We start from the raw sequence: 14153 nt of genomic DNA on the forward strand, positions 1-14153 counted from the left end.
TCAATCTTATTTTCCCAATGGATAACTCTACTTTTTATTACTTGTTGATTTCGGAGAGTGACAGAAGAGGGATAGTTCAGTTCGTTTTAGAATAGCAATGGTTTCAGCAACTGCTTGACGCATTTCCACTAAATCTTTTTGCATTTTAGCAAGGTCTAAGTTGAAAAAATTCTCACTATTAAGGCGATCAAATAAGCTCATAATAGAAGTCCTTTATATTATGGAGAGGCAGAGCCTCAAACAAGCATTCCCCGCGAGACACGGGGAACGAGGGTTTAAGAACCGATCGCATCTCTTAAGGCATTTTGGGTCATGGCTGCGATCGCTTGATCCGTCGCTTTTGGAAGGTGATAATATTTCCCTCCTGCTGTTTTTGCTAACTCCTTGGCGAACCCGGTAGAAATGAATTTACTTTCGGTATCAATCACTAACAATTGAATTCCTAACCCGCGAATTTTTCCCGCAATTTCTAATAGTTCTTTCTTAATATCCGGTTTTTCTCCCTCAATTTGGGGTTCTCCCAAAGACCGAGATAAGGGAATATTCCCCCGTCCGTCGGTAATGGCCACAATCACCACCTGACCAATATCCCCCGACTGTTTCGCATTCACCCCGACTCTCACCGCCTGGGTTAACCCATGAGCTAAAGGCGATCCACCCCCACAGGGTAAGCGTTCTAGCCGTTTCCGTGCCGCAGCAATAGAACGAGTGGGGGGTAACAATACCTCCGCCTGTTCTCCTCGGAAGGGAATTAATGACACCTGATCCCGACTTTGGTAGGCTTCCGTTAACAGTTGTAACACGGCTCCTTTTGCCGACTGCATCCGGTTAAGCGCCATTGAACCCGACGCATCCACGACAAACACCACTAACGCCCCGGACTTGCGCGCTAACCGTTTCGCGCGAATATCCCCTTGTTCGACAACGACTTTTCGCCCTGGTTCCCGCAACCGTCGAGATTTTTGATAGGGAGCCGCCGCCCGTAATGTCGCGTCAACGGCAATTCTTTGGACTTTCCCCTTGGGTAACACGGGTTTAATGTATCTCCCCCTGTCATCGGAAAAAATCACGCTGCGGCTGCCAGATTTCCCTTGACGGTTCGCCATTTGAGTAAAATACAAGACGCTATCATCGAGGATCACCCCTTCCGGGTCGAAAATAAATTCTTCAGGGATCGTCGCCTCCTCTTCTTCCGGGGGGTCGGGTTGGTCTTCGTCGTCTTCTTCTTCCTCCTCTTGGTCTTCGGGAGATTGATCTTGAGGCGGTGGAGGTGGTGGAGGTTGCTGTTGTTGTTGTTCAGGAGGTGGCACAATTTTAGCACGGGGAACAATCACAAGTTCGACGGCTCGGCGTAAATCGTCGGCATTTACCGTTGTCCGTCCTTCTAAAGCAGCCGAAGCTTTAGCCACCCGCACCGCAAATAGTTCTGCTCGATGACCTTGGACTCCTCCCCGCACCGCTTCTTGAACTAAATATAAGATTTGATCAGGGGTAATCACCACATCTTTTAACCATTCTCTGGCTAAAATAATCTGGGTTTTAAGATCATCTAATTCTTGGTTATATTGAGTTAAGAAATCCTGGGGCGATCGCGCATAATCCATGACTTGATCCACCGCTTGCACCCGTTCATCTAAACTGAGAACTCCATCGGCGGATAAAGCGATCGCAATTCTATCTAATAAATGATCTCGTAACGGCCCTTCTTCCGGGTTAAATGTCGCGATAAATAACGGTTTACAAGGATGTTCAAAACTAATCCCTTCCCGTTCAATTAAATTTCGTCCTTCTGTGAGAACCGTTAATAATAAATTAGCAATATTATCATCTAACAAATTGATTTCATCCACATATAAAACCCCTCGGTTTGCTGTGGCTAAAAGTCCGGGTTGAAACACTGTTTGTCCTTGTTTCACCGACTGTTCTAAATCCACCGAACCCACTAATCGATCTTCGGTAATGCCTAAGGGAATCTGCACAAAGGCTGCGGGGACAATTTCAGTGGGTTGGCTTTCGTCAACGGGTTCAGCGTTGGCAATTGCGCCTTTAACAACTTCTATCGGCGGCAATAAAGCGTGTAACGCCCTCGCCATAACGGATTTAGCGGTTCCCCGTCTGCCAGCAATGACCACACCACCCAAACCAGGGTCAACCGCCGCCAGTAACAACGCGAGTTTAATGGCATCTTGTCCGATGACCGCAGTTAAGGGGAAGGAGGTGATCGTAGGGGCGCTAACGGGCGCAGACATAGCTTTAGAAATGACAGAACAATGTCTTAGAATAGCAAAAAAGGGTACTTTTGTTAATCGTTTTTCCTCAAAAATCATGAAACTTCGGAATTTTATCGTTTTTCAATGCTCTCAAAATTCTTCTTTAGGGCAAATTCAAAAGCCTCAATTCATTTTGATGATGGTTGCGGGTTTAATTATTTTAGGGGTTGGTGTTCCGGTTTTAGCAGAACGAAAAAGTGATGTGGAACGATTAATTAGTACCAATGAATGTCAACAATGCGATTTGAGTTCAGCAAATTTAGCAGAAGCGAAGTTAGAAGGGGCTGATTTATTGGGAGCTAATTTACAAAAAGCCAACCTGAGAGGCGCGAATTTAAAAGGGGCAGATTTAAGTTCAGCAAATTTAATTGAAGCGGATTTATCGGGGGCGGATTTAAGGGATACAAAATTCCAGAGCACAACCTTAAGAAAGGCAAATTTAAAGGGTGCTGATTTATCGTGGTCTGATCTTTATCAAGCGTTTTTAGAAGAAGCTCAATTTAATAATGCAAATTTATTAAATGCTAACCTCAATAATGCTAAATTACAAGGAACTAATTTTTGCGGGGCGACAATGCCCGATGGACAAAAAGGGGAATGTTAATTATTGTAAACTAGAAAGATCATCAACAATTTTGATTCTTCCGCGAGAAACTGCTCTGAGTAATCGATCAATGCAGCGCCTCTCTTCCTCTGAAAGAGATTCATCTAAAATGGCTGCCATTAATCCATAACGATCAGCGAGGGTTAACTGACCTGTCGTATTCACTTGGGCAAATAAATCGCTGAGAGCAGATTGTAAAAGTTGAACTTTCGGAACCATGGGAATTTAAGCTAAACTCAACACCCTAATCTTTACCGATTTTTTACAAATCAGGCGTGATTTTACAAAAGCTTTAAAGTGATTTCTACGAGTAGAATTTGTGACTGAGATAACTAGAATGTAGTGATAGCAGGGTAAGGAAAAGGTGATCTTGTGGTCTAGGAAATGTGATGGTGATCACGGTATAATTACAGTTGTAAACAATATTTTTTTCTTCCTTTAACGTTAAAATTCTGGATTGTATGGTTCATCCTTTAATTAGTCATTTTCAACGTTTAGCTTGTTATAATACCTTAGCCAATCAACGGTTATATTCAGCTTGTGCAGAATTAACCGATGCTGAACGTCAACAAATGCGACCTGCTTTTTTTAAAAGTATTCATAATACATTAAATCATATTTTGGTGGGCGATCGCATCTGGATGACTCGATTTTCGGGGGGTGAAATTGCCTCAACGGGGTTGGATGCTATTCTGTATGAAAACTTTGATCAATTATGGCAAGCTCGTCAACAAGAAGACGCTAAAATCGAAACATTTTTTCAACACTTCGATGAAACTCGATTTGATCAAACCATTCGTTATCGAAATAATGCTGGAAATATTCATGATGATCCCATCGATATCTTAATCATGCACTTCTTTAACCATCAAACCCACCATCGCGGACAAATTCACGATATGTTAAGTCAAACCATTGTTCAACCTCCGAGTTTAGATTTGCACCGTATTCTTAGACCTGAACCGAAAAATAAGATATGATAAGCTGCGTTTGCATTGAAACTATATATAGGGAGCGAGAACGTAGCAAAAATCCATTGTATATTTTAGGGAGCGAGGACGCTCCCACTATCAGAATGTAACGATTTTTTCAAAATAAAACTTTAATTTTTAACGATCTTTGACATACTGAAGTTGTAATTCAGAATCAGATTTTGATCCAGAATAACGCACTTCTACAATTGCATTAACTGTCCAAACCATTAACACTAAACTTAGAACTAACCAGAATAGATTACCCCAATCTTGATTATAGCGATAATCTTGTTGAGGGCAAGGATAGGAATAGGGGCAAGTTCTATTTTGAGAACAGGGGGAAGCACTACAGGGATAATTATTGTTAAAATTGCAAGGCATAATTTTTTTCTCCTCTAAATTAATGATTAAAAAAGGGGGATAGGTTGAAATATCCCCCAATGGTTCACTTAAGACGCTTGACGAATAGCTAACATTTGGAAATAGCGTTCTTGGGTTAAGCTATATTGGCAATAGTCCCGATTATCAATCAACAAATTATCGTTGTCGCAGCGAAAACCCACTTTTTCTAAAATTCGCCGTGACGGGTGGTTTTGGACTCGTGCATAGGCAGCCAGTTGAGGTTTATTTAAGATATTGAAAGCAATATCAAGGGCGGCTTCTGCAAATTTCGTACCTAGCCCATGACCTTGATAGGGAGTATCAACCAGGTATCCAAGTTGTGTAAAAGGCGATCGCGGGCCATCATAAATTTTCACAAAGCCTAACAACGATTGTTCCTGTTTATCAGTAACAAAATAGTTACCATAGCCGTAGTTTTGGAACTGATTCTTCCACAGATGCAACTCGTTTTGTGCCTGTTCGGGAGACAGTGCGCCTGCTAAAACCCATCTCATGAGCTTTAGATCTTGCAACCGTTGAGAAGCAGCATTTAAAAACCGTTGATCGCAGCACGTTACCAAGGTAAAGGACTCTAACTGTAACTTTTCAGGGGCTTTTCTTAACAGCATGATATTGATCCTCTATAGCGGTATCCCCAAATTGGCTTGATGCCCCTCTCAGTAACTTGGCAAAGGTTCAGTTCTGGTTCACTTTTTGAACCAAAAGCCAATCTTTGTGGTACACTGAAGATGGGCTACAAAGATATGGATCATATTTTGTAGCTAGGCTTTTCTGGGATTAGCACCAATTATATAGTCCAGTTTTGGTTCAGTCAAGGTTCATTTTTTACAAAATGTAAAGACTTATAAGTTATATCAAGTTCAGTTTTAGCTACTTTGATTCAAATATGGTTCAGAAAAGGTTCACTAGCACACGATTAACTTAAAGGAGGTTCAATATGGCGGTAACATTAAAACTTGCGGCATCTCGGTTAGAGATGGTTGACCAAGCCAGAAGAAAAAAAGGCTGGACAAAAACCAGTGAGGATTGGCGGAAAGCTGCTGAGACATCGGTAGCTACTCTCAAAAGGTTTTGGATGGGAAAACCGATTCAACAAGACACTTTTATTAATCTTTGCCAAGAATTAGGACTGAACTGGGAAGATGTAGTTGATACAGGTGAGCTTGAATCAAGTCGATCCTCAACTCTTGATGAACTTTGGGAGCAATTATCGGATAAAGCCACTCGCAATATTGATGGCAGTCTGCTTGAGCCAAAACAGTTGTCTGAGGTTGATCAACTGTGGCAACGACTTACAGCAAAAGCGATTGTTACAAGAAAAATGGGGCCAGTATTAGTAACAGCAAATCTATCAACGCTAGGAATGCGACCTCGACAGGCACATCACTATCTCGATACCGTCCCCTTAAATAGCGATATTCTTTTTAAGGTTAATCTCGATCAAAAAGGTTACTTGATTTTATTAGAAAGAGAACCATCGGGAGCCGTTTGTTGTTTATGTCCTTCTGAATATGCTCCAGAATTTTGTTTTGATGCAGGAGAGATTACCTTACCTCAATATCCTCCTTCCCCTTATCCAACCTTTACAGCAACAGAACTTGGTCAAGAGCAAATGGTAGCCGTCATTAGTCCTAAAAAACCGCCTTTGGATTGGTTGGAAATCAGTCAGCAGGAAGCTTTGGAATTAAATCAAAACCAGATTAAGGCTCTTTTGGAATACATAGATCGAAATTCTAAAGCTGAAGTTCTGTACACAAAATACTTAGTGACAGCAGAATGAGCAACTGAGCCAAATTTGGCAAATCATGTCTAAGAACATCAAGGAAATAATTGATCAGTTAAACAACCAAATTCTTGAACTCTATCAACAGGGCTTGTTTACTAAAGCTATAACTCTAGCTAAACAAGCCTTGCAATTAGCTATGCAAATTCTGGATAATACTCACATAGCTAATTGCTTAAATAATTTAGCCGTTCTCTATGAGTTACAAGGACATTACAGTGAAGCTGAATCCCTTTATCAGCAGGCTTTAGAAATAAGATTAAGGCTGTTTAAAGGCGATCATCCAGATGTGGCGACCAGCTTAAATAATTTAGCTCATCTCTATCAAAGTCAAGGTAGGCTCAATGAGGCTGAACCTCTATACCTGCAAGCTTTAGCAATGCAACAACAATTGTTTGAAGGCGATCACCCATATGTGGCGACCAGCTTAAATAATTTAGCTCATCTCTATCAAAGTCAAGGCAGGCTCAATGAGGCTGAACCTTTATACCAGAAAGCTTTAGCGATGAGACAACGACTTTTTCAAAGGGATCACCCAGATATTGCACAAAGCCTAAGTAATTTAGCATCTCTCTACCACTCCCAAGGCAAGCTAAATGAAGCTGAACCTCTGTTTCAGCAAGCTTTAGAGATGCAAAAACGACTATTTCCAGGCGATCATCCCAATATTGCCACCAGCCTAAGTAATTTAGCATCTCTCTACCACTCCCAAGGCAAGCTAAGTGAAGCTGAACCTTTGTTTCAGCAAGCTTTAGCAATGCAGCAACGGCTCTTTCCAGGCGATCATCCCAATATTGCCACCAGCCTAAGTAATTTAGCATCTCTCTACCACTCCCAAGGCAAGCTAAGTAAAGCTGAACCTTTGTTTCAGCAAGCTTTAGCAATGCAGCAACGGCTCTTTCCAGGCAATCATCCCGATCTTGCCAAAAGCCTGAATAATTTAGCAGAACTCTATCAGTATCAAGGTAGGCTGAGTCAAGCTGAACCTTTGTTTCAGCAAGCTTTAGCAATGCAGCAACGGCTCTTTCCAGGTGATCACCCTGATGTTGTTACCAGTTTAATTAATTTAGCAATATTATTAATTAAAACCTATCGTCCAACGGAAGCTTTAGAATTAATGCAGCAAGCGATCGCAATGGATGATCGCCTCTTGCGTGCAAATTTTGCTTATAGTTCAGAACGTGAGCGCCTCATCTATATTGATAATATTAGAGAAAATTTTGATCGTTTCCTTTCCTTAATTTCAATTTATTTTTCCGACTCTCCCGAAGCTGCAAAAATCGCTTTAGATGTTGTTCTTCAACGTAAATGTATCACCGCCACTGCCTTAGCTGCGTTTAATTTTGCCATTTATAGTGAACGGTATTCCCACCTGCAACCGGAATTTCAACGGTTACGATCCTTACGAGAAAAGCTAACCCATCTAATGTTTGATCCGCCTTTTATCCAACCCCAAGAACCCCAAGAACAGTATCGTCTTCGTCACCGTGAACATCAACAATTAGTTGCAGAATTACAAAAAGAATGTGAACAAATTGAAAAACAACTCGCTTCCCAAGTTCCAGAAATTCAACTCCAAGACCAAGAAACCGACAGACGGGCAGTGGCATTAGCATTACCCGAAGGTTCTGCTTTAGTGGAGTTTGTGCGGTTTAATGTCTATGATTTTAAAGCAGATCAATGGCAACCTGCCCAATATTTGGCGTTTGTTTTACCTGCTCAACAACCCGATGCAGTGCAGATGATTTTATTAGGAGAGGCAGAACCCATTGATCGGTTAATTAAGGTATTTCGAGAAACAATTTCTGATCTGAGATTAAAAGAGTTAGGAATACGCCGAAAAGCAAAACCTCCTCAACAGAAACCTTATCAAGAAGCGGGGATAAAATTACGAGAGGCGATTTATAATCCTATTTTAGAACAGGTGAATTTAGCCGAATATTCCCATTTAATTATCGCTCCCGATGCAGAATTAAGTCTAGTTCCCTTTGGAATTATACCGTTAGACAATAGTGGAAAACGGTTATTAATGGATCAGTATCAAATTAGTTATTTAAGTGCAGGGCGAGATATTCTGCGGAGGATGGTTCAAACAGAACGTCCTGCTTCTTCTCCTTTGATTGTGGCTGATCCTGACTTTAATTTATCTAGTAGTGAGAGCTTAAGCCCTCAGAAAAGCCCTGAAGGGCTGACTACGAATGATGTGATTAAACGCTGGGGTGGGGAATATTTTGATCCGCCTTCACAAACGGGAATATTAGCGAAAATTGTAGCGAAAAAATTAGGCGTTAAACCTTATTTGCAACAAGAAGCTTTAGAATCGTTGTTCAGTCGTTTAAATTGTCCAAGTATTTTGTTAATTGCCACTCACGGTTATTTTAATTCTGGGGATAATCCTTATTTTAACTTAATTGCATTATTATTGCAATCTCCCACTGGCAAGGAAGAGGAGATTTTACAGAATCAGCCGAATTTATTAAATCAAACCTTAATCAATTGCATGGAAACTGTTATTGATATTTTTGAAAAACAGGGCGATATCAATACAGCAACTTGGTTACAGAACTTTATTCCTATCGTTCAAAAAATTATCGATAATTCCGAAACTAAAAATTCATCTATTCCCCCTTTATTAAGTGGAGTTAGGGGGGAACAAATTCAAGGTTTAAGGAATCGCGATCGCTTTTCTTCTACTTCTATTGATAACTCCCTAATGCGTTCAGGTTTAGCCTTAGCAGGGGCTAATACTTGGAAATTAGGAGGAGATTTACCCCCCGAAGCCGGAAAAGGGTTTTTATTCGCCCAAGATGTGGCAGTTTTGGATTTATGGCAAAATGAATTAACCATATTAATTGCTTGTGAAAGTGGGTTAGGAGATGTTAAAATTGGTGAGGGAGTATTTGGATTACGTCGAGCGTTTGCAGTGGCAGGTTGTAAAACTTTAGTGATGAGTTTATGGTCAGTTCCCACGAAAGCCAGTATATTATTAATGAATCAATTCTTAGATTTATTAAAATCCGGTGATGGTCGGTATGAAGCGTTAACAACGGCTCAAAATTATATTCGTTCTGTGACTATTCAAGAATTACAACAATTTCCTTTAGGTCAAGAGATTTTAGAAGAACTCAAAACAGAATTGAATTGGAGTCCTGATTATATCAATAATAATCCTAATACTCAAGTTTTAAATCATCCTTATTTTTGGGCAGCTTGGGTTTGCCAAGGAGACACAAATCCGTTTCCTGCTGGAATAGCCTTCCCTCTAAATAGATGATACAGATGATCCGTAAATCCCACGTAGAGACGTGCCATGGCACGTCTCTACACAATATGGATGCGTAGCAAACATTTAAAGATTTCATATTATTAAATATTGATTTTGCCTAATTTTTAGCTACTTTTGAAGGTGCGCTACACTGAAATTAAACATTTAAGGTTAACTCAATGTATCCACTGTTAACAGGAAAATTAAAGGTAGAACGATTAACGGTTGCTATTGCTAATCTACCGCCTCAATTAAAGGGGATTAGAATCGTACAGATGTCAGATTTTCATTATGATGGGTTGCGATTATCTAAACAATTGTTAAAAGAAGCGATCGCTGTTACCAATGCAGCAAAACCTGATTTAATTGTATTAACGGGGGATTATGTCACCCATGATCCTCAACCGATTACTCAACTGACAACTTACCTCAAACAATTATCGAGTAAATCAGGAATTTATGCCGTTTTAGGCAACCATGATCATTATTATCATCATTCTAAAACAATCGTTACTGAAGCTTTAAATCAAATTGGAATCCAGGTACTTTGTAATCAAGTTGTTTATCCTTTCGATTCAGAACTTGCCTTAGTTGGGTTAGGAGATTTAAAATCTAAACAATTCCAACCTCAACCGATAATGAATACCTTAGATGAAACCATCCCTAGAATTATTTTAAGTCATAACCCCGATACTGCCGAAATTTTAAAGCAATGGCGAGTTGATTTACAACTATCGGGTCATACTCACGGCGGTCAAATTGTATTACCCAAATTAGGAGTATTACCCTCTTTCTTACCTCCCATTCGTCGCCGTATTCCTAAACCTTTACGGCGGTGGATTCCTTTTATTTCTCATTGTAAATCAGTTTATAAACATTGGAATTGGGCATCAGGATTACATCAAGTTGGAGAGAATTATCTCTATGTAAATCGAGGTTTAGGAACCTATTTACCGGGACGTTGGAATTGTCCGCCAGAAGTGACTGTGATTACATTAAAGCCTCAACCTTAATGAATTAGATTGTATAAGAATGAACCCTAAATACTGGCTATTTTAATAGATTATTTAATCCCCTAAAAAGAATCGGAGGCAGAGCCTCCGGTTGGCATTCCCAAGGTAGAACCTTGGAACGAGGGGAAGGGTTAAAGTTGTCCGAAACCTTTTTTCTTTTTCTCTTTCTTTTTCTTAGCTTTAGGAGCACCTGGATAACCCCCTCTCATGCCACCCATTCCGGGCATACCCATCCCCGGCATACCCATTCCAGGCATACCCATTCCGGGCATCATTCCTTGACTCATTTGTTGCATCATCACCCGCATTTTCTGGAAGTCACTCACTAACTTCATCACATCTTTTTCTTGCATTCCAGACCCTTTAGCAATGCGTTTGCGACGGGAGGGAGAACTGGCTAATAAATCGGGGTTTTTGCGTTCATCAACGGTCATGGAATTAATCATCGCTTCTGAACGTTTGAGTTGCGCTTCTCCCTGGTCTAATTGGTCTTGGGAAATCTTATTCATCCCCGGAATTAACTTAATTAATCCCCCCAAAGACCCCATATTTTTCATCATTCTAGTTTGACGCAGGAAGTCGGTAAAATCGAATTTTGCCGTAACAATTTTTTCCTGCATTTTCTCAGCATCTGCCAAGTCAAATTCCTCTTGGGCTTTTTCAACTAACGTTAAAATATCGCCCATGCCTAAAATTCGAGAAGCAACTCGGTCAGGATAAAACGGTTGTAGAGCTTCGACTTTTTCACCAACCCCCACAAATTTAATCGGAGCACCAGATACCCGACGAATTGACAGCGCCGCCCCACCACGACTATCCCCATCCATTTTGGTTAAAATAGCCCCGGTTATCCCCACTTGGTCATTAAAAGTACGGGTTAAATTAGCGGCTTCTTGACCTGTCATGGCATCAACCACTAACAAGGTTTCATGGGGTTCAATGGTTTCTTTAATTTGCGCTAATTCCGCCATCATATCTTGGTCGATTTGCAGACGTCCGGCGGTGTCAATAATAACGGTATCAATATCGTGATTTCGGGCATATTCTACCCCTTGACGGGCAATTTCTACCGGGTCTGTATCGGTTCCCATTTCAAACACAGGAACGTTAATTTGTTTTCCTAATGTGATTAATTGATTAATCGCGGCAGGTCGATAAATGTCCGTTGCAACTAACAAAGCGGTGCGATTTTCTTTTCTTAAATGCAGAGCTAATTTAGCTGTTGCGGTGGTTTTTCCTGTTCCTTGTAACCCCGCCATTAAAATAATTGTTGGAGCCGTGTCCGCTTGGGCAAGGGGAACGTTACTTTCCCCCATCACATTGACTAATTCATCATGGACAATCTTAACAAACTGTTCCCCCGGTCGCACACCGGACACGACCTGCGCCCCCTGGGCTTTTTCGCCAACTTCCGCGACAAACTCTTTAACCACTTGCAGGTTAACATCCGCTTCCAGAAGAGCGCGACGGACTTCTTTTAAGGCATCTTGAATATTAGACTCACTAATTTTATCCTGACCTCGGAGTTTTTTCCAGGCGGATTCAAAGCGTTCACTTAGGGCATCAAACATAGCAATTAGTTTAGGGATCAGATTAACTTCACCCTCTATAATAATATTGAAAGGGCTTTTATTGTTCGATAATCCCTGTTTAGGGGCGAGGTAACCTCGCCCTTACAATTGTAGCGGAGAAAAATTGAGTTAATCTCGTTTTATATTTTCTATCTTTTCATCAAAAATTGCACCCCGATGGATTAAATCTGCTTTCACTTCGTCGGAAATTCCCGAATCATGCCAGAGTCGAGCTTCTTTAACATTAGCACCCGTAAAATCCACGTTGACTAAATTTGTTAAAGCTAATCCTGCTTGATATAAATCGGCATTTTTTAAACAAGCTCCGCTTAAATTAGCATCGCTTAAATTGCAGTTACTTAAATTGGCTTCTTCTAAATTAACATTCGTTAAATTCGAGCCACTTAAATTCGCTAAAGCTAAACTAACCCGATGCAAATCTGCTCCTGTTAAATCCGCATCACTTAATAATGCTCCGCTTAAATCGGCTCCTCCTAAATTTGCATTTCTTAAATCAGAACAGGTTAAATCAATATCGCTTAAATCGGCTCCGCGTAAATAAGCATTTGTTAGTTTTGCACCACTTAACGTTAATCCCCTTAAATTAGCTCCTAATAGTTTCGCGTCAGCAAAATCTTCTAAGGGATTTAAACCCGCAATTTCTGCTAAGTCTAAAAAGTTATCGGTTTTTGCTGATATAACCCCTTGAACAGTTGTTTGCAAATCCGCAAAATGACAGCCTTGAGCCGCTGCTTTTTGGGTTAATAATTGCAAATCTTCATGGCTATTATAGTGGAGTGCCATTTCGTGAATATCGGCGGGTAGGGGTTGTTCCTGTAACCACAGGACAAGTTTGCGTTCTAATACCGCCAAGCGATTTGGGCTGAGATTATGGGGCCAAAGTCCTTCTACACCAGTCATAGGAATTTTGATTGTTAGGTTTATTGATATAAGTCAATGGTTATAATTGAAAATTACAGGGTAAACCTGGATATTCATAGATTTCCACCAACCTAATCTTCATTTTCCTCAAAAATTGCCCCTCGTTTGACTAACTCCAATTTAATTCTGCCGGAAATTCCCAAAGCGTGGGTAAAATTAACGTTTTCTACGTTTGCATCTTTCATCTCGGCGCGACTAAAATTAGCTCCGGTTAAGTTAGCCCCTTGGAAGTTGACCCCCGTTAACTCAGCATATTGAAAATTGGTGTCGGTGAGATTGGCATAACTTAAATTAGCATGGGGTAAATAGGCACTCATGAAGTCGGCTTTGGTTAAATTAGCATAACTTAAATTCGCCCTTGGCATTTTGGTGCGTAAATCAGCTTCAATTAAATTAGCATTGCTTAAATCTGCATCCCGTAAATTAGAATTGGTCAAAATAGCATGGTTTAAATTAGCGGCTTTTAAATTAGCTCCACTCAAATCTGCTAACGTTAAATTGGCATAACTGAGGTTGGTTTGTTCGAGGTTTGCTTCTCGTAAATCAGCATAACTAAAATCAAGATGGCTTAAATCTATTCCGGCAAAATCGATTAAGGGATCTAAGCCAATTGCTTCGGCTTGATGTAAAATATTTCCGGGATTTTCAGTTAAAAAGGGTCTAAAGATAGCCTGATGTTGTTGAGAATAGGCTTGAACTTGATCCCATTGTTCTAACTGTTCATGGATTAATTTTAAATGATTAAAAGCACTGCCTTGACTGGGATAATTTTGATGAGCTTGGGCGAGGATTAATTGATGTTGATAAGCGTCAATGGCTTGTTCCCATTGTTCTTGAGCTAGATAAATTTTTCCTAATCCTGAAAATGCCTGTTCTTCTGTATAGGGATCTAATAATTGACGGGCGAGTGCTAACCGTTGATTTTGGTAATCTAGGGCGTTGGAATATTCTTTTAAATTATAATAAATATTAGTGAGATTAACTAAAGCATTCAGTTCGCCTTTGGGGTCATCAATTTCACGGGAGATGGCTAAATGTTGTTGATAGCAATTAATGGCAAATTCTGGGCTTAATAAAGCCTCATGAACAGCGCCTAAATTACCCCAGGCTGCCCCTTCCCGTTTATGCTCCTGTAGGTTTCGATAAGATTGGAGGGCTTCTTGCCAACAGGACAAAGCCGCTTGATATTGACCTGTTTGGTAGTAGGAAATTCCCTGTTTAAATAATTCGTTGGCTTGCTCTAACATTGGCATAGGGGACTGAATAGATTCTCTAATCCAGATTAAGCCAAATTTGCCCCTTTGAAACGATTTGTAGGGGCGAGGTTTT

The 14153-nt window shown here is 40.5% G+C and carries 13 protein-coding genes; 5 read left to right on the forward strand and 8 right to left on the reverse strand.

Features of this window, described 5'->3' with window-relative positions; translation table 11 throughout:
* Positions 1-27: 27 nt before the first annotated feature.
* Both PL9214_RS31435 and bchD read right to left on the reverse strand, forming a co-directional pair.
* Positions 28-201, reverse strand: coding sequence for a hypothetical protein (locus PL9214_RS31435; protein ID WP_186440417.1), 174 nt, complete (start codon positions 199-201; stop codon positions 28-30).
* Positions 202-275: 74 nt separating this feature from the next.
* Positions 276-2249 carry a magnesium chelatase ATPase subunit D gene (gene bchD, locus PL9214_RS19885; protein WP_072721132.1) on the reverse strand — a complete coding sequence of 658 codons (1974 nt, stop codon included), beginning with the start codon at positions 2247-2249 and terminating at the stop codon, positions 276-278.
* A 76-nt stretch (positions 2250-2325) separates the two neighbouring features.
* On the opposite strand from bchD, the gene PL9214_RS19890 reads away from it, so the two are divergent.
* The gene (locus tag PL9214_RS19890; protein ID WP_083580103.1) at positions 2326-2874 is read left to right on the forward strand and encodes a pentapeptide repeat-containing protein; all 549 of its coding nucleotides are present in this window, start codon (positions 2326-2328) and stop codon (positions 2872-2874) included.
* Here PL9214_RS19890 and PL9214_RS19895 read toward each other — a convergent pair whose 3' ends face one another.
* On the reverse strand, positions 2875-3093 hold the full coding sequence (locus tag PL9214_RS19895; RefSeq protein ID WP_072720513.1) for a hypothetical protein: 219 nt from the start codon (positions 3091-3093) through the stop codon (positions 2875-2877). It abuts the gene before it with no gap.
* A 242-nt stretch (positions 3094-3335) separates the two neighbouring features.
* Here PL9214_RS19895 and PL9214_RS19900 point away from each other — a divergent pair, with 242 nt between their 5' ends.
* The gene (locus tag PL9214_RS19900) at positions 3336-3854 is read left to right on the forward strand and encodes a DinB family protein (RefSeq protein WP_072720514.1); all 519 of its coding nucleotides are present in this window, start codon (positions 3336-3338) and stop codon (positions 3852-3854) included.
* A 129-nt stretch (positions 3855-3983) separates the two neighbouring features.
* Here the strand turns inward: PL9214_RS19900 and PL9214_RS19905 are convergent, their stop codons facing one another.
* Together PL9214_RS19905 and PL9214_RS19910 are read right to left on the reverse strand one after the other, a co-directional pair.
* Entirely contained in the window at positions 3984-4229 is a 246-nt protein-coding gene (locus PL9214_RS19905) for a hypothetical protein (RefSeq protein WP_139295120.1), read from the reverse strand.
* Between the two features lie 68 nt (positions 4230-4297).
* Entirely contained in the window at positions 4298-4858 is a 561-nt protein-coding gene (locus tag PL9214_RS19910; protein ID WP_072720516.1) for a GNAT family N-acetyltransferase, read from the reverse strand.
* Positions 4859-5187: 329 nt separating this feature from the next.
* Here PL9214_RS19910 and PL9214_RS19915 point away from each other — a divergent pair, with 329 nt between their 5' ends.
* From PL9214_RS19915 to PL9214_RS19925, 3 genes are all read left to right on the forward strand, one after another.
* Entirely contained in the window at positions 5188-6030 is an 843-nt protein-coding gene (locus PL9214_RS19915; RefSeq protein ID WP_072720517.1) for a DUF4384 domain-containing protein, read from the forward strand.
* Positions 6031-6055: 25 nt separating this feature from the next.
* Positions 6056-9307 (forward strand): CHAT domain-containing tetratricopeptide repeat protein, encoded by a 3252-nt coding sequence (locus PL9214_RS19920; protein WP_072720518.1) that lies wholly within the window; start codon positions 6056-6058, stop codon positions 9305-9307.
* A 170-nt stretch (positions 9308-9477) separates the two neighbouring features.
* A complete protein-coding gene (locus PL9214_RS19925; protein ID WP_072720519.1) occupies positions 9478-10311 on the forward strand; it encodes a metallophosphoesterase in 834 nt (277 codons plus the stop codon).
* A 131-nt stretch (positions 10312-10442) separates the two neighbouring features.
* Here the strand turns inward: PL9214_RS19925 and ffh are convergent, their stop codons facing one another.
* From ffh to PL9214_RS19940, 3 genes are all read right to left on the reverse strand, one after another.
* A complete protein-coding gene (gene ffh, locus PL9214_RS19930) occupies positions 10443-11882 on the reverse strand; it encodes a signal recognition particle protein (RefSeq protein ID WP_072720520.1) in 1440 nt (479 codons plus the stop codon).
* A gap of 129 nt (positions 11883-12011) precedes the next feature.
* Positions 12012-12803 (reverse strand): pentapeptide repeat-containing protein, encoded by a 792-nt coding sequence (locus tag PL9214_RS19935; protein ID WP_072720521.1) that lies wholly within the window; start codon positions 12801-12803, stop codon positions 12012-12014.
* 92 nt (positions 12804-12895) lie between these two features.
* Complete coding sequence (locus tag PL9214_RS19940) at positions 12896-14077, reverse strand: pentapeptide repeat-containing protein (protein WP_245824310.1); 1182 nt, start codon at positions 14075-14077, stop codon at positions 12896-12898.
* Between the last annotated feature and the right edge of the window lie 76 nt (positions 14078-14153).

The organism is Planktothrix tepida PCC 9214, from assembly GCF_900009145.1.
Taxonomy (GTDB): domain Bacteria; phylum Cyanobacteriota; class Cyanobacteriia; order Cyanobacteriales; family Microcoleaceae; genus Planktothrix; species Planktothrix tepida.